The sequence below is a fragment of the Arthrobacter sp. lap29 genome, from assembly GCF_032458965.1.
GTDB lineage: Bacteria > Actinomycetota > Actinomycetes > Actinomycetales > Micrococcaceae > Specibacter > Specibacter psychrochitiniphilus.
Map to the genome: position 1 here is coordinate 390,265 of NZ_JAUCEK010000003.1, position 15,924 is coordinate 406,188.

Below are 15,924 nucleotides of genomic sequence, written 5' to 3' on the forward strand. Positions count from 1 at the left end.
TGCCACTGAGGCCGCAGGCTACTAGCGGTGGCTACTAAAGAAGTCCCTTAACAGTGCCGCGCATTCGTCCGCGCGCACACCGGGGAATACCTCCACCCAGTGGTTGAGCCGGCGCTCACGCAGCACATCAAAGACCGACCCTGCAGCGCCGGCCTTCTCATCCCACGCGCCAAAAACCACGCGTGGAATCCGGGCCAGAACTATGGCACCGGCGCACATGGTGCAGGGCTCCAACGTGACTACCAGGGTGCAGCCGGCCAGCCGCCACTCACCCAACTTTGCGGCGGCCGCCCGGATCGCCACTACCTCCGCATGCGCCGTGGGATCGCCGTGGGCTTCACGCTCATTGCGGCCCACGCCAAGGATTTCCCCGTCCGGTCCAAGCACTACGGCGCCAATGGGCACATCCGCCGTGGCAAGGGCCAACTGTGCTTGGTCAAGGGCAAGACCCATCCAACCATCATGCAAAGCCGTGGTGGTTGTCTCTATTGGGTAGAAATCAGAGGTGTTGGGCACGGCTCAATGGTAGCTTTTATTCATGCGCGTATTCGTTGCGGACCATCCGCTTATTGCCCACAAGTTGACGGTCCTGCGGGACAAGACCACACCGTCACCTGTTTTCCGCCAGCTCACCGAGGAATTGGTGACTTTGTTGGCTTACGAGGCGACCCGCGGAGTGCGGGTGGAGCCGGTCAATATTCAGACACCGGTGACCTCCGCCGTGGGCACTGGACTGGTCAAGCCCACACCACTGGTTGTCCCGATTTTGCGCGCCGGGTTGGGGATGCTTGAAGGCATGACCCGCCTGCTGCCCACCGCCGAAGTAGGCTTCCTGGGCATGGCACGCAATGAGGAAACCCTCGAGGCCATTACCTACGCAGAACGCCTGCCCGAGGACCTGACCGGCCGTCAGGTGTACGTGCTGGATCCCATGCTGGCCACCGGCGGCACCTTGATTGAGGCGTTCAAGTTCCTCTTTGACCGCGGCGCCGCGGACATCACCTGCATCTGCCTGCTCGCAGCGCCGGAAGGTCTGGCGAAGCTGGAAGCCGCTCATGGCGGGCGTGACAACGTCCACGTTGTGCTTGCATCCATTGATGAGGGTCTCGATGAGAACTCCTACATTGTGCCGGGCTTGGGCGACGCCGGCGACCGCCTCTACGGCGTGGTGGACTAACTCTCGCCGTTAGCATGCGGCTCACGGCTGTGTGAGAGGACGGGCTGGAGGGACACTAGCGGGATTTTAGCGGTGTCCAGCCCACAGGGCGCGGGCCAGTGATGGCCGCACGTTCTTTGTCTGCGGCTGCGGACCAGCCCTGCGCTAGACATGAGCCCGGTGCGCCCACGGGCCCGCGCGCTACCCGGAATCCCACATCCTCAAGGACCGCATCCGGGGCGCTGCCCCGGCGGACCGAGGCCCGGGCACTCCACGGCGGATCATCCCAACCGGCGCCGCGCAGGCTCCTGTACTCGCCGTAGCGGGCCGTGTCCGCGTAGTCCCAGCACCACTCCCAAGCGTTGCCGATCATGTCAAACAGGCCGTAGTTATTGGGTTTTTTGCCGGCGACTGGTTGCGGCCCCTCAACCGCGTCCAGGGCAGTCCACGCAATCTGGGCCAACTCGCCGTACACCGCGGAGAGCGTCCCGCCACGCGCGGCCCACTCCCATTCCGCCTCGGTGGGCAGGCGGTATCCTTGTGCTGCCACGTCCCACTCGACGCTGCGCCCGCAGATTTCATAGGCCGGGGTGAAGCCGTCTTGCACCGAGGCTGCATTGCAAAAGTCCACGGCCTGAAACCAGGTGAGCCCATGCTGTGGAAGCCCGACGGCGGTTGACGGGGTCCCGCTATGCTCCATCACCTTGTGCCACTGGGCTTGGGTGATCTGCGTGCGGCCCAGAGTGAAGGGCGCCAGGGCCACCTCGCGGTGTGTCCCGGAGCGGGCATTACGTAAGGTGATGGTGCCGCCAGGAATCTCCAGCGTGTGCAGGATTAGTACCAGCCCACGGATTCGGAGTGGCCCCAAGCGCCGCAGGGTGAACCGTACCGGTCCTGGATGTAGCCCATTCCCCAGCGAATCTGAGTTTCATAATTTGTGGACCAATCACTTCCTGCGCTGTCCATCTTGTTGGCAGGCAGCGACTGCGCGATCCCAAAGGCACCGCTGGAGGCGTTTTCGGCGGAGGTGAGCCATTCGGACTCGCGCTGCCACAACTGGCTCAGGCAGCTCATCTGATCTGCTCCCCAGCCGAAGGATGCCAGCTGGGTTGAGGCGAAGGCCCGAGCTGCAGCGGGGTCATCCACGGCGCCGGCACGGGCTGGCGGGGCGGGTGTCTCTTTCGCCACCGGCTTGACCGCTTCCGCTTCGGCTTTGACAGCGGCGGCGATAGGGCCGGACGTGGGGGAGGGCTTTGAGCTGACAGTGATTCCGGAGAAGCTGATAGCTGCGTCGGTAGGAGCGGAGATGGCAGGGGCGCCCTGATCTACGGTTGACGCCAAGCTGCCAATGGAGCTCGCCGCGGCATCATCACTAGATGAATGCGAGGCCACCGAGCCTGCCGCAACAAGTACACCTACGAGCGATGCGGCTGCCACGCACTTGGTGGCAGTGGCGAAGGCCGAGGTGCGCAGGACCGAGGGGCGGCGGCGGCTGGCAGGCTCGGCGCGGCGACGGCCGCGCTGGGGGGTTGAAGACATGGAGGAGCCTCTCTACGCCTGCGAGGTGAGCTGTCGGGAACGGACTAGAGAATCCGGCCGTGCAATGGTCCGTGGCAGCTTTCACTGCTCATAATCGGCTGTTATTGCACTGGCTTAACCCCAAGGGCTTCCAAGTGAGGAAGGCCCGCAAATAATGGGTCCCCCGTCTCTGCCATGGAGAAGTTGGGAAATGGGCGGGGGCAGAGCTCGGCGATCCGTCCATTGATGCCAAGAGCCGATGGTGGCTCAGCGGGCACTTCTGCCAGCGTAACCGAACCGGAACCCTATGTCACATTATGGTAACGACCTTTGTAGCGGGTGAGCCACGTAATATTTACTTAGCAATGCTAAGGATCTAGAGTTGCAAGGAGGATATATGAAACTAGTTTCTAACTAGGCAGATTTGCAATGAGGTAGATGAGCACTGATGGCTAAGACTTCCCAGCACAATACCGCCCCTGACGGCACCATTTTGGACCACACCCCTGATACTGGCCCCTTAGCCGCGGAACTGCGCGTGGCAGTAATGCGTACTTCGAGGCGGATCCGGGCTGAGGCAGCCACCGGGGAACTTAGCCCCGGGCGCTATTCGGTACTTGCCGGACTCATGGGTGCGCCCCGCACTGTGGGAGAACTGGCCGCCCGGGAACAGATTGCGGCCCCGTCCATGACAAGGATCGTCAACGATCTGGTGGTGGCCGGTTTTGTGAGCCGTGGGGAAAACCCGCTGGACAAACGTCAGGTACGTATTAGTATCACCAGCCTTGGAAGTGCGGCCCTGCTGCAGGCACGGTCCATGCGGACTGCGTGGCTGGCGCAGCGGCTAGCGGCGCTTACTCCCGCACAGCAGGCCACGCTCCATGAGGCCTCAATGATTCTGCAAGCTATGAGCGCACCAGAGATGGGCATGCAAGAGGTGAAAGCCTAGATGAACTCCATGTTCCGCGCCCTGAAAGTGCATAACTATAGGCTCTGGGTAACAGGGGCTTTGGTGTCCAATATTGGTACGTGGATGCAGCGTGTTGCCCAAGACTGGTTGGTTCTGACCGTTTTGACCCACAATTCCGGAACGGCTGCCGGCATCACTACGGGCCTACAGTTCCTGCCCATTGTCTTCCTTGGTCCCTACGCCGGGCTGCTCGGTGACCGGGTGAACAAGCGCAAGTTGCTGCTCATCACACAGACAGCCATGGGACTTTGTGCGTTTTTGTTGGGAATGTTGGTTGTTACGGGGGCTGTACAACTGTGGCATGTATATGTACTGGCACTTCTTCTGGGTGTGGCCAGTGCCTTTGACGCACCGTCACGTCAGGCCTTCGTCTCTGAGGTAGTTGGAAAGGACGACATACCCAACGCAGTTGCGCTGAACAGTGCCTCCTTCAACTTAGCTCGGCTGGCAGGCCCCGGCGTTGCCGGTCTGGTCATTGCCCTGGTGGGCACGGGCCCCGCCTTTCTTATCAATGCCGCCAGCTTTGCCGCCGTCATCTTTTCCTTGTGGCGGATGCGTACCGCAGAACTTGTCCCCGCGGTACATGTGCCCCGAGCCAAGGGGCAGATCCGCGAAGGACTGGTCTATATTCGGCAGCGGCCAGATCTTCTGATGATCATGGTCCTAGTATTTTTGGTGGGCACCTTTGGCATGAATTTCCAGATCACCAACGCACTCATGGCCACCACCGTGTTCCACTTGGGACCAGGGGAGTACGGGTTGCTCGGCTCCGTCATGGCGATTGGCACGCTGGGTGCGGCCTTACTGGCGGCCCGGCGAAAGAACATGCGCATGATGTACATAGTTGGCGGTGCTTTGGCCTTCGGTGTCACAGTGGGCATAGCTGCCCTGATGCCGAGCTACGTCCTGTACGCGCTGGCTCTAATCCTCGTGGGGCTGGCCTCATTAACATTCATGAACGCTTGCAACACCACCGTGCAATTGACCACCGATTCTGCCATGCGGGGCCGGGTGCTTGCTGTGTACATGGTGGTCCTTCAAGGTGGGACACCCATTGGGGCACCACTTGTTGGTTGGATTGCCACCGAGTTTGGGGCCCGGTGGTCACTGGGGATGGGGGCCGTTGTGGCGTTCGTGGCGGGCCTGGCCGCACTGTTCTTGATGAACAGGCGCAATAATGTGCGGCTGCGGGATCAATTCAAGAGTTTGCGGCCTGCGTGGATGGTGCGGGGACTGCGCCACACGGCGGGATAGCCAGAGCAATCGGCAATCAGCAATCAGCCGGAGCAATCAGCGAGCAGCAAAAGTAAACAGTGAGCGCCCGGGGTCCTCTAAGTAAACATCTGTTTACCTAGCGTGAAAATCTGGGAGAAAGCTGGGCGGACCGGCCAACTTGCCGAGGGCATCTTAGCCATGCTTTTGAACGCGCTGAATAAATTTATACGAATGAGCATATTGTTCGAACTTATTGATCTCAAAGCACTCAATAATGTTATTTTCTTTGACGCAAAGCGTCATATGGCCACAAAGTGAGAGCAAAGCAACAGTATCGGCTTGATCACAAATTAGAGCACAATCTCACATCGTGGACACTTTGGGGCTATGTTACTTGCAAGTTCCCTTTGTTACGTAGGACACTGGCAAGTGTGAACACCCACTCAGTAAATTCTGCAGCCGCAGCAACTGCCCGCCTCGGATCGACCGGACGGTTTACGCGTGGTTGTCGAATGCAGTCCTAGCTCACATTCCTGGCAGCCATCCCAGCGCACCACGCGTTAGGTACGTGCAGCTAGCCTTGCCCTTGGGTCGGCTCTGGAGACAGGGCTTTTCGGTTCTGTAGGGGCAGAACCACAGGAAGCATTCGCGCCGTCCTCACACGGCCATACACCTAGGTAGTTCAATGTCAGTAGCATCCGGATACGTCCACATCTCTGTCCGCAACGCCGCCAAGGCCGTTGCCCGCAACACCAGCCAAGGTGCTGGATACCGCAGCTCACACCAAGAGCACGCCGGCTACCGCGCCGATACTCCCAGCGCCGCTGCCCGCTTGCGCGCCGTCCCGGCCGCTGACAGCAACCCCATGACGGCGCCCACGCCCGTTATTGCCGGCGGCGAGGCAGATGTGCTCCGCGGCGTCAGCCCCGATAACGTTGCCCGCGGCTTTGTGCTGTACGTGGGCGTGGACGAGGACACGGCCGCCGCTGCGGGAACGTCCTTGGCCAAGCTTGCACAGGACATTCGTGCTTACGCACAAACCCTTGTCCCGCAGGCCCAAAGCTATGCAGCGGTGGCGATTGCGCCGTCGGACGCGGTGGGAACCCCGCTGGACGTGGTCCGTTCCACCTTCGGCGATCCCACAGTGGCCAGCCGCCAGCGTCAGGAACCCGTGCGCACCCCCGCCGCGGAACAGCGCCCCACTGGCGTGTTGATTGACCTGGCCCGCCGGGAAGTACACCTGGACGGCGATACCCTGAACCTCACCTTCAAGGAGTTCGAGCTGCTGAACTACCTTGTGGAAAACGGCACGCGTACCGTAGGCCGCGACGAACTCTTGAGCGGGCTCTGGTCCAACGCCGATGAGGTCCCCAACGAGCGCACCATCGACGTGCACATCCGCCGCCTGCGCTCCAAACTGGGCCGCCTGGCCAACACCGTGCGCACCGTCCGCGGCGAAGGCTACCGCTTCTACGAGCACCCCGAAGTGGTTGTTTGGGCTGCGCCGGAATACTCCATCTAACGCCCATAACTGAAGGCTCTAGTAGCGCTCCTGAACATGCACGACGGCGGATTCCCCACCTGGGCGGGGAATCCGCCGTTGTGCACTTCTAACACTCACTAAACTAGAAGAATGAGCGAACACCACATTAAGCGGCTGATCCTAATGCGCCACGCCAAGGCGGCATTTCCGCTGGGCGTAGAAGACCATGACAGGCCACTGGCCCAACGTGGCCATACCGAGGCGCCCCTGGCTGGCAGATGGCTGATGGAAAACTCGGTGGTCCCGGACTTTATCCTGTGCTCATCAGCGCTGCGCACCCGTCAGACGTGTACCTGGGTGTGCCAGCAGCTCGGCGAGAAGGCACCCACCCCCAAGCTGGAATCGGGCCTCTATGCGGCCGGAGCCACCTCGATGCTTTCGGTCATCAATCACGTGCCAGAAACCGTGGGTACCCTGATGGTGATCAGCCACATGCCAGGTATCCAGTCGCTGGCGCTGCGGTTGGCGTCGCGGGAATCAGACCAGGACGCCTACATGGATCTGGCCTCAGGGTTTCCCACGAGTGCGTTTGCCGTGTTTGAGCACAGTGGCGACTGGGCCACCCTTGACGGTCAGGACGCCACGCTGGTGAACTTTGTGGTGCCGCGTTAGCCACTCTGCCGGGTGGCTCAGGCCTCCATCTCGGGCATGAGGGTTTTCAGTGTCCAGGTCTTCTTCTGGTGGACGGCTGCCCAGGCCATCACGAAACCGAGGACCATGTAGCCCAGTAGGCCCAGGACTATTGGCACCAGCGCTGCAATCTCAGAGCCGTAAATCAAGTGGCGCATGCCCTCCACAACATGGCCCATGGGCAGTACTTGGTGCATGATGTGCAGGGGTTCTGGGGTTGTCTGCCAGGGGAAGGTGCCGCCGGAGGAGACCAGCTGGAGCACCAGCAGGATCAGCACCACGAACTTCCCAGGTGTCCCCAACAGGGCCACGATCCCCTGGATCAGCGCCGTGAAGGCCAGCGAGGCCAGCATGAGCAGGCCCAGGGTGAGCCACGGGTGGCTTGGTTCCAGCCCCAGCCCAAAGTGCACCACGGCGTAGAGCAGCAGCGCCTGTGCGGTGGCCACCGCGGCAAAGGGCAGCCAGCCGCCAATGGCAATCTTCCAGGACGGGGCGTTGGAGGCCAAGGCCCGCACCGTCAGCGGACGCATCACCTGCACCAGCATGAAGGCGCCAATCCACAAGGCAAGCACCAGGAAGAACGGTGCCAGACCTGAGCCGTAGTTGGCCGCCTGGGCCTGGGATACGGAGTCAATGCGGATGGGATCGGCAATGACACCCGCCGCGTTCTCCTTGTCCTTGTCATTGGGGTTAGGAACCGAGCCTGAGCCACTGCGCAATTGCTTGGCCAGTTCGTTGGCCCCTGAGGAGAGTTTGCTGGATCCTGACTTCAGATCACCCGCGCCGGTATCCAGCTTCTTGGCGCCCGCTGCCAGCGCTTCTGCGCCATCTAGGGCCGTGAGCTGACCATCAGCAAGAGTGCCGGCGCCTGTTGAGAGTTCCCCGGCCCCTGCGTGGGCTTGCTCAATAGCCGTGGTGAGCGCCGGCGTAGCGCCTGCCAATTTTTTGGCCCCGTCGGCAACCGCAGCGGCCCCGGTAGCGAGCTTTTGCACATCTTCAGCGCTGGCGGAGAGCTGGTTTTTCAAGTCAGAGATGGCGGGGCTTGTGGCGGCTGTCTCCAGCCGGGTACGGATCGTGCTTGCTTGTTCCTGAGTCAGAGTGCCGTCCGTGACCAGCGAATCGAGCTTGTTGTTGATGGCGGTGTTGACGGCGTCGTCAAGCTTCTCGGCCGATCCAATGGCGCCCTGAACCTTAGAGTTCAAGGCGGCGTTGCCTCCTGAAACTGCTGCCGCACCATCAGAGAGTTGCTGCGTATCATCGGGTAGGGTGGCCGTTTTCGTCTCCAACTGGCCCAGCCCGGTGTTCAGTGCAGAGGCCCCGGCCTGCAGCTGCTTGGTCCCGGCCACCAGGTCCTTTTGTCCAGCTGCCAGCTGCTCGGCTCCCGTGAGGAGATCCGAGGTACCTCCCTTGAGCGTGCCCACCCCGGTGTCCAATGTGGCGGCTCCGTCCGCCAATTGTTGCGCCCCGTCAGCAGCCTTCACAAGCTGCGCATGGATGGTGCCATAGCCGGTGAGAAGGGAGTTGGCGGTCTGTTCGCCTACCTGCTGGGCAACGGAGGCATGAACCTGGGTGGCTACTTTATCCACAATGGAGGTCAGCAAATAGTTGTTGGCGTCATTAGTGGTCACGCTCATCATGGCCTGCGTGGCGGAATCGAAGTTTTCTGGAGACGCCAGATTCGTTGAGAAGTCCTTGGGGATGATCAGGGCAAAAGCGAATTCACCGTCTTTGACCCCATTGTTTGCCTCCTCGGGGGTGGCCACGAGTTGCCAATCGAACTTGTGGTCTTTGATGAGGGTTTGGGCAACTTCTTCGCCTACCCGCAGTTCCTTGCCGTCCTTAGTCACGGCGCCTTCGTCTTGGACCACTACCGCGGCCTGGAGCTGGTCAAGGTTGCCGTACGGATCCCAATTGGCGTACAAATACACGGCCCCATAGAGCAGCGGGACCATCACCATGGCCACAATTGTCAGCTTGGGCAGGATCCCGCCCGTCATGCGCTTGAGTTCGGATAAGGCCAATCGCAGGATGGTCATTTGCTTTCCTCTGGATCGCTAGTGCGCTCAAGCACGACGCCGGACCCTGCCGTGGGCTCAACATCGTCACCCATGCCGGTGGTGGGGAGTGAAACGGTCTCTTCCGAAACGGTGTCTTCCGAAACGGTGTCAGGGAGGCCGGAGGCCGCTTGCGGGCCAGGATCGGAAGGCCGCGAAGACGATTCCAGCCCAACCCCGCCTGTATCCTGCCCGGCCTGATCGTCGGCGTCCTCGCTACCATCCCCATCGGCTTCCCCGTCAGCGACACCGCCGGCAATATCCTCACCGGCAACAGCCGTGGGGCCGTTCCAGTCCGAGGGGATGCTGCCCACCACGGCTACCACGATGAGTGGCCGCAGCGGGGTCTCGGAGCTGGCGTCAGCGCCGCGTCCCAGTTCGCCGGTGGCGAGCCGGGTGAGGAGGGGGAGCCAGGCGTCGGTGTTGGCTGTGTGGCGGTCGGGGGAGTCGATGACCACCAGATCCACGCAGCTGTCCGCAAGGGCGAGCTCGAGTTGGAGGTGCAGGAGCCGTCCGGAGTCAACTTCTTCCACCCATTTATCCAGGATGTCCCGGAAACCGTGTCTAACCAGCCACTCGGTGGGGCGGGTTCGGTCACGGAATTTCAGCGGGACTAGGGCCAGATCTTCCGAGGCGAGGGAGCGGACCGTGAGGTGGTGTTCTGGCGCGTTGACCTCGGGGGCATCGATGATGGCGCTGCGGCGCCGCAGCGTGGCCATGGAGCCCTCATGTCCCATGGCGACGGTGCCGGTGGAGGGTTTTATCCGCCCTGTCAGAGCCAGGGCAAGGGCTGTGCGGCGTGATTGGCCGTCTGCCTGAACCAGGAGCAAATCGCCCCGAAGTGCTTCCAAGGTGGTGGCTGGCAGCAGAGTGTGATGCCGGCCGTCAATATGCAGCTGGTGGGTGGTGAGCATGTGGGGCGCTCCTTTGACAGGGGGGTGAGCTGGATAAAAATATCAGAACCGACTAGTCAGTGCAAAATTTTGTGGGATGCTCACATGTCACTGTTCCATATGAAGCGCTTCTCAGGTTCCCTCTGACGGGTCAAGATGGCAGGCGCCGATGCGCTCCGGCACGCCACGCAGAAGGCCCCCTCCGCCGTCGTAAATGACGGGCAGAAGGGGCCTGCGGCGGGAAACCCTAGGCGTCCAGTGCTGCCTTGAACCATCCGGTGATGGAGGATGGGTGCGTAATGGCCGTGCCCACCACTACGGCAAAGGCGCCGGCATCCATGGCTGCGCGGGCCTGGGCGGGGGAGTGGATGCGGCCTTCAGCGATGAGCGGGGCCCCCAAGTTGGCGGCGGCAATCTGGGCGATCAGCTCCAGGTCCGGGCCGTCAGTTTTGGGCCGATCATCGGTGTATCCGGCCAAAGTGGTGCCGATCAAATCCGCCCCAGCCTCGGCCGCGGCAACGGCATCTTCGAAGGAACCACAATCTGCCATGACCAGGGAGTTCGAGTTCGAGTGCACGCCCGCAATTGTCTCTTCAAGGCTCAGGCCGTCAGGACGGGGCCGGCGGGTTCCGTCAATGGCCACAATGTGCGCACCGGCGCTGGCACAGGCGAGAGCATGGCGCAGCGTGGGGGTGATGAAGACGCCGTCGTGCCCGTCTTTCCAGAGCCCAATCACGGGAACTTCCACGGCGGCCCGGGTGAACTGGATGTCCGCAATGCCCTGGACCCGGATGGCCGCAGCGCCTCCGGTCACGGCTGACGCCGCCACCTGGGCCATGGTGCGAGGATCGCGCATGGGTTCGCCCGGGTACGCCTGGGCGGACACTACAAGCTGCCCGGCAAGGGCATCAAAGTTGGTCAATTTCAGTGTCATCGTGACTCCTAGAAAAGCTGAAAAAAATAATTTAGTGGTCAAGGACCAAGGATGCTGCGCCCACAATGGCGGCCGTGTTTCCAAGGCTCGCACGCACCACGGGCACCTGGGACAGCGGCGCCAGAAGTTCAGCACGCAAAGCCGTTTCCATACCAGCCCACCACAGCTCGCCGGCGTCCGCCAGTCCTCCGGAGACAACAACCACTGCTGGATCCAAAATGTTGATCAATCCACCCACTGCTTGCCCTGCTGCCGTGGCAGCTTTGGCGATGACACTCAATGCCAGATGGTCCCCTGCTCGGGCTGACTCAAATACGGCCCGGGTGTCCGCCAGTGTGGCACTTCCGCCATCGCGGCGGTAGGCGGCGTGGATGGCCGGGCCTGAAGCAATGGCTTCCACGTGGCCCACGTGGCCGCAGGAACACGGTAACGGGGTGCCGCGGTGGACCGCCAATGGTGAGGCGAAGTGCCCCATGTGGCCACCCACAAAGTGTTCGCCAAGAACGGGCTGGCCGTTAATGACAAAGCTGCCGCCTACGCCCGTTCCAAAAGCGACCATGAGTGCGGTGGCCGCGCCTGCGCCGGCCCCGTGGCCGGCCTCGCCCAGTGCGTGGGCATGCACATCATTGACCACGGCGCAGGGCAGTCCCAGCCGCTGCGTCAGCCCCGCCGCGATAGCGGTTCCACTCCACCCCAGAATGGCGTCGGTGGCCGAGATGACGGTGCCTTCGGCGGCGTTGATGACACCGGCAGAACCCACACCCACGGCCTCGACAACAGCGCCTTTGGCGGCTGCGCTGGTCACGAGGGAACGGACCAGCGCGGCGGTGGCATCCAAGATGGCCTCGCCACCATCGCGGTTCAGGGTGGGAATTTGCTCCGTGAGCAGGACCGAGCCGTCACTTGCCACAACGCCGGCAGCTGTTTTGGTTCCGCCTAGGTCAACGCCAACTACGTACCGCATGTAAATTCCTTCAAAGTAAAAAACCTAGCAACTAACCCGCAGTAGTGGTTGAAAAGCGACGAAATCGGCGCTTTTTCAACCACTACTGCGGGTCAATTGCAAATAAAGTACCTCGTTCCTGGGCCCACGCCCGCGAGGGGCCCCGGCCGAGGAACGAGGTTGGGGAGCGGGTGGGGACTAGATCAGGCCCGTGCGCTCCAGGATGACCTTGATCGCTGCGGTTTCATCCGCATCCAGGGGCAGCATGGGAGCGGACATGACGTTGGTCTTGATGACGCCCATGAGCATCAGTGCGGTCTTGAACGCGCCCAAGCCGGCGGCGTTGCCGGATACGCGGCCAGCCTTCGGGGTGTAGACGATGTTGAAGACGTCGGCAATGCGGTCCTGCTCTGCAGCAGCACCGGCCCAGTCGCCTGCGACAGTGAGGTCGTACAGGCGGCGGTAGGCGGCCGGGTCAACGTTACCCAGGCCGGGAACTATGCCCTGGGCACCGCCCAGCATAGCGCCGTCAACAACTACTTCGTGGCCGGTGAAGATGTCAAAGTTGGGGATGTCGCGTGCGGCGATCAGCAGCTGGCGGAAGGAGACGTCATCGCCTGAGGAGTCCTTGACGCCGGCAATGATGCCTTCGCGACCCAGCTCCACGAGCAGGTCTGTGGGCATCTTGAAGTGGGTGCGCACGGGAACGTCATAGGCGAAGACGGGGACGTCCACGGACGCGGCGATGGCACGGAAGTGGCGGCCGTTTTCCTCGGCGTTGCTGATGGCGTAGTACTGGCTGGTGGCGACGATTGCGTTGGCGCCGAGGGACACCATGCGAGCGGCTTCTTCGATCACGCGGTTGGTGGTCTGCTCAACGGCGCCCACCAGCAGCGGGACCTGTCCGGCGTTGACGCCGGCAATGGTGGTCAGCACGGTATCGCGCTCAGCGTTGGTCAGGTGGGTGACCTCGCCTGAGGAGCCGTTGACAAATAGGCCGCTCACGCCGCCGTCCAGCAGGTGGCGGGTCAGGTTTTCCAGCGAGGGGACGTCAATGGCGCCTTCAGCTGTGCGGGGGGTGCAGACGGGCGGGATGACGCCCTGGAAACGGGATGCGACGGTAGTCACGTGAATTGCTCCAAAATTGTATTGATTGAGTGGAAAATTTGGGGGGGACCGCGCCCAATCGGGCGTGGGTGGGGTTAGAGGTGCAGCAGCGACGGCGCGGCGCCGAGGAGCTTCTTCGTGTAGTCGTTGCTCGGGTTGTCAAAGATTTGCTCCGCGGAGCCCTCTTCAACAATCTGGCCGTAGTACATGACGGCAATGCGGTCTGAAACGTAGCGCACTGTCTGGATGTCATGGCTGATAAAAACCATGCCCAGGTTCAGTTCCTTCTTCAGGTCAGAGAGCAAGTTCAGTACCTGTGCACGGACGGAAACATCCAGTGCGGAGGTGGGCTCGTCCGCCACCATGATGTCCGGGCCAAGCGCCAGTGCGCGGGCAATGGCCACACGCTGGCGTTGTCCACCGGAAACCTGCGACGGCGTGACCTCGGCTGCCGATTGCGGCAAGCCAACCAGGGCCAGCAGCTCGTGGACCTTGGCCAAACGGGAAGCGCCATTACCGATCCCGTGAATCACCAAGGGATCGAGCAGGATGTCCTGGATGGTCATACGGGGGTTCAACGCTGTTGACGGGTCCTGGAAGACCACGGAAACAGAACGGCCAAACTCCTTGCGCATGGCGGCGTTGCGCTTGATGGCGGGCTTTCCGTGGAACAGCACCTCACCGGAGGTGGGGGTCTGTAGCCCAACAAGAACCGAGGCCAGAGTGGACTTGCCACAACCGGACTCACCCACAATGCCCACGGTTTCACCACGGCTGATGGAGAAGTTCACACCATTGACAGCCTTGACGTAGCTCGGCTTGAACAGGCCACCGGAACGCGTCCGGTGGTGGACGTGCAAGTCCTTCAGTTCAATGACAGGGGTAGCGCCGCTGACGGTATTCGATGCTGCTTGCTTGCTCATGAGGCACCTTCCGTATCTGCCCCAGCGGAAACGCTCTGGGCATCTTCGAGCTTGTGGCTGGCCCAGAAGTGATCGCTTCTCTCACCGGCACGGGTGAGGGAGACAAAGGAGAGCTTCTGTGCCGGATCAGCGTCGGGACGCTGGGAACGGCTGGCAAACCGGTCACCGTTGGCAAACTCGCGGGGCGAGGGAACCGTACCGGGGATCTGGTGCAGCCGGACGGCGTCGGACTCAATGGAGAGAACTGCACCCAGCAGGCCACGGGTGTATTCGTGGGTGGGATGTGCCAGCAGCTCGGAAGCCTGCGCGGATTCCACTACCTGGCCGGCGTACATGACGGTGATCTTGTGAGCCAGTGAGGCCACCAGGGCAAGGTCATGGCTGACGAACACCATGGCGAAACCAAGCTGCTCACGCAGTTCGTTCAACAGGTCAACAACCTGCTTCTGAACCGTGACGTCCAAGGCGGTGGTGGGCTCATCTGCCACCACAATCTTGGGCGAGCGGGACAACGCCATGGCGATCAGTACGCGCTGGCGCTGGCCGCCGGAAAGCTCGTGCGGGTAGCTCTTGAGAGTACGTACGGGATCCAGCTTGACCAGTTCCAGCAGTTCCGCCGGGGTTTTGCGACCGTTGCGGCGGGTCAGCTGCAGCATCTGGTCCTTGATCAGCATGGACGGGTTCAAGGAGCTCAACGCGTCCTGGTAGACCATGGCGATCTGCTCGCCGCGCAGGCCGTCATAGGCCTTGGCTGAGCTGTGCTTGGTGACGGGATCCAGCAGTTCCTTCCCATCAAATTTGATGGAGCCGGTGACTTCGGCAGTCTTGGGAAGCAATCCCATGATGGCCAGTGAGGTGATGGACTTGCCACAACCTGATTCGCCCACCAGGCCCATGGTTTCGCCTTCACGGACAGTGAAGGAAACATTATCCACAATGGCTGTTCTATCGAAGCGGCCGGGGAAGCGGATGGAAAGGTTGGTGACTTCAAGGATCACCCGGGCGTCCGGGGCAACCTGGGGAAGGCGATCCCCACGGGTCAATTCCACGGCTTGGAGCCGCAGGAGCTCTACATCCAGGGCGGCGAAGGGGTCCTCGATGGCGGCGCGTGCAGCAGCATCAGCCTTGGCTAGCTCAAGAGCGGCAGCACCGGAACCGTCGTCGTCCTTGACCGGGGCGGCCTTCTTGAAGCGCGGGTTGACCATGGCGTCGGTGAGGCCTTCGGCCAAGATGTTCAAGGAAAGCACAGTCAACAAGATGACAAGACCGGCGAAGGTGGTTGCCCACCAGCCACCCGAGAGCACCAAGTTGCGGCCGTAGGAGATCACGTTGCCCCAGCTGGGATCGGGATCTTGGATACCAGCACCCAGGAAGGACAAGGAGGCTTCCAAGATGATGGCGTCGGCAACCATGATTGTTGCGAACACCAGCACCGGGGCGGCAGTGTTACGCACAATGTGCTTGAGCAGAATATATGCACGGCCTGCGCCAATGACGCGCTCGGCACGGACGTAGTCCTCACCGTATTGGGACAAGACGTTGGCACGCACCACACGGGCAATCTGCGGTGTGTAGATGATGGCGATGGCAATGATGATGGTGGGCACGGAGTTACCGAACGCGGTCAGCAAAACGGCGGCCAGGGCAATGCCGGGGAATGCCATGAGGATGTCCATGACGCGCATGATGACCTCATTGACAGCCTTGGAGGACGTTGCTGCCAAGGAACCAAGCGTTGCGCCAACAATGACAGCCAACGCCACAGAGCCAAGGCCAATCATCAAGGATGCCTGGGCGCCGTACATCAGGCGGGACAGGACGTCGCGGCCAATACGGTCGGTACCAAACCAGTGGATGGCGTTGGGTGCCTGGGCCGGATCACCGGTCTCGAGCGGATCATGCGGGGCGATCCACGGCGCGAAGATGGCCACAAGGGCAATAAAAATCAGGAACAGCAAGGCCAATTTGGAGCCCAGTGTCAGGGCCTTGAAGCGCAGACCTGGCGCGCTTAACCGTTCGGCAAGTTTGCTACGCATGG

General features: G+C 61.7%; 15 protein-coding genes and 1 riboswitch. Of the genes, 5 read left to right on the plus strand and 10 right to left on the minus strand.

All coding sequences use genetic code 11. The features are described 5' to 3' along the window. Positions 1 to 21: 21 nt before the first annotated feature. Positions 22 to 516, minus strand: a complete 495-nt coding sequence (gene tadA, locus RY113_RS07320; protein ID WP_315914052.1) for a tRNA adenosine(34) deaminase TadA — start codon at positions 514 to 516, stop codon at positions 22 to 24. Between the two features lie 22 nt (positions 517 to 538). On the opposite strand from tadA, the gene upp reads away from it, so the two are divergent. Then, complete coding sequence (gene upp, locus RY113_RS07325) at positions 539 to 1,177, plus strand: uracil phosphoribosyltransferase (protein WP_315914053.1); 639 nt, start codon at positions 539 to 541, stop codon at positions 1,175 to 1,177. Positions 1,178 to 1,232: 55 nt separating this feature from the next. On the opposite strand, the gene RY113_RS07330 is transcribed toward upp, so the two are convergent. Together RY113_RS07330 and RY113_RS07335 are read right to left on the minus strand one after the other, a co-directional pair. Next, the gene (locus RY113_RS07330; protein ID WP_315914054.1) at positions 1,233 to 2,024 is read right to left on the minus strand and encodes an SUMF1/EgtB/PvdO family nonheme iron enzyme; all 792 of its coding nucleotides are present in this window, start codon (positions 2,022 to 2,024) and stop codon (positions 1,233 to 1,235) included. Then, positions 1,991 to 2,695, minus strand: a complete 705-nt coding sequence (locus tag RY113_RS07335; protein WP_315914055.1) for a transglycosylase — start codon at positions 2,693 to 2,695, stop codon at positions 1,991 to 1,993. The genes RY113_RS07330 and RY113_RS07335 overlap by 34 nt, the downstream gene beginning before the upstream one ends. Before the next feature lie 3 nt (positions 2,696 to 2,698). Next, a riboswitch (cyclic di-AMP (ydaO/yuaA leader) is annotated at positions 2,699 to 2,902 on the minus strand. Positions 2,903 to 3,122: 220 nt separating this feature from the next. On the opposite strand from RY113_RS07335, the gene RY113_RS07340 reads away from it, so the two are divergent. The 4 genes from RY113_RS07340 to RY113_RS07355 all read left to right on the plus strand — a co-directional run bounded on the left by RY113_RS07340 (position 3,123) and on the right by RY113_RS07355 (position 7,014). Beyond that, positions 3,123 to 3,623 carry a MarR family winged helix-turn-helix transcriptional regulator gene (locus RY113_RS07340; protein ID WP_110105034.1) on the plus strand — a complete coding sequence of 167 codons (501 nt, stop codon included), beginning with the start codon at positions 3,123 to 3,125 and terminating at the stop codon, positions 3,621 to 3,623. After that, entirely contained in the window at positions 3,624 to 4,898 is a 1,275-nt protein-coding gene (locus RY113_RS07345) for an MFS transporter (protein WP_315914056.1), read from the plus strand. 646 nt (positions 4,899 to 5,544) lie between these two features. Further along, positions 5,545 to 6,381 carry a winged helix-turn-helix domain-containing protein gene (locus RY113_RS07350; protein ID WP_110105033.1) on the plus strand — a complete coding sequence of 279 codons (837 nt, stop codon included), beginning with the start codon at positions 5,545 to 5,547 and terminating at the stop codon, positions 6,379 to 6,381. Positions 6,382 to 6,492: 111 nt separating this feature from the next. Further along, entirely contained in the window at positions 6,493 to 7,014 is a 522-nt protein-coding gene (locus tag RY113_RS07355; RefSeq protein ID WP_315914057.1) for a histidine phosphatase family protein, read from the plus strand. Between the two features lie 17 nt (positions 7,015 to 7,031). On the opposite strand, the gene RY113_RS07360 is transcribed toward RY113_RS07355, so the two are convergent. The 7 genes from RY113_RS07360 to RY113_RS07390 form a co-directional block, all read right to left on the minus strand. After that, positions 7,032 to 9,068 (minus strand): YhgE/Pip domain-containing protein, encoded by a 2,037-nt coding sequence (locus tag RY113_RS07360; RefSeq protein ID WP_315914058.1) that lies wholly within the window; start codon positions 9,066 to 9,068, stop codon positions 7,032 to 7,034. Beyond that, positions 9,065 to 10,000, minus strand: coding sequence for an ABC transporter ATP-binding protein (locus RY113_RS07365; RefSeq protein WP_315914059.1), 936 nt, complete (start codon positions 9,998 to 10,000; stop codon positions 9,065 to 9,067). The genes RY113_RS07360 and RY113_RS07365 overlap by 4 nt, the downstream gene beginning before the upstream one ends. A gap of 226 nt (positions 10,001 to 10,226) precedes the next feature. After that, positions 10,227 to 10,913: an N-acetylmannosamine-6-phosphate 2-epimerase gene (locus tag RY113_RS07370; RefSeq protein ID WP_110105029.1), complete on the minus strand. Its 687-nt coding sequence runs from the start codon at positions 10,911 to 10,913 to the stop codon at positions 10,227 to 10,229. Between the two features lie 31 nt (positions 10,914 to 10,944). After that, positions 10,945 to 11,877, minus strand: a complete 933-nt coding sequence (locus RY113_RS07375) for an ROK family protein (RefSeq protein ID WP_110105028.1) — start codon at positions 11,875 to 11,877, stop codon at positions 10,945 to 10,947. A gap of 177 nt (positions 11,878 to 12,054) precedes the next feature. Next, the gene (locus tag RY113_RS07380; protein WP_110105027.1) at positions 12,055 to 12,984 is read right to left on the minus strand and encodes a dihydrodipicolinate synthase family protein; all 930 of its coding nucleotides are present in this window, start codon (positions 12,982 to 12,984) and stop codon (positions 12,055 to 12,057) included. A 74-nt stretch (positions 12,985 to 13,058) separates the two neighbouring features. Beyond that, positions 13,059 to 13,886, minus strand: coding sequence for an ATP-binding cassette domain-containing protein (locus RY113_RS07385; protein ID WP_315914060.1), 828 nt, complete (start codon positions 13,884 to 13,886; stop codon positions 13,059 to 13,061). Next, positions 13,883 to 15,922, minus strand: coding sequence for a dipeptide/oligopeptide/nickel ABC transporter permease/ATP-binding protein (locus RY113_RS07390; RefSeq protein ID WP_315914061.1), 2,040 nt, complete (start codon positions 15,920 to 15,922; stop codon positions 13,883 to 13,885). Before RY113_RS07390 ends, RY113_RS07385 begins: the two co-directional genes overlap by 4 nt. Positions 15,923 to 15,924 lie beyond the last annotated feature (2 nt).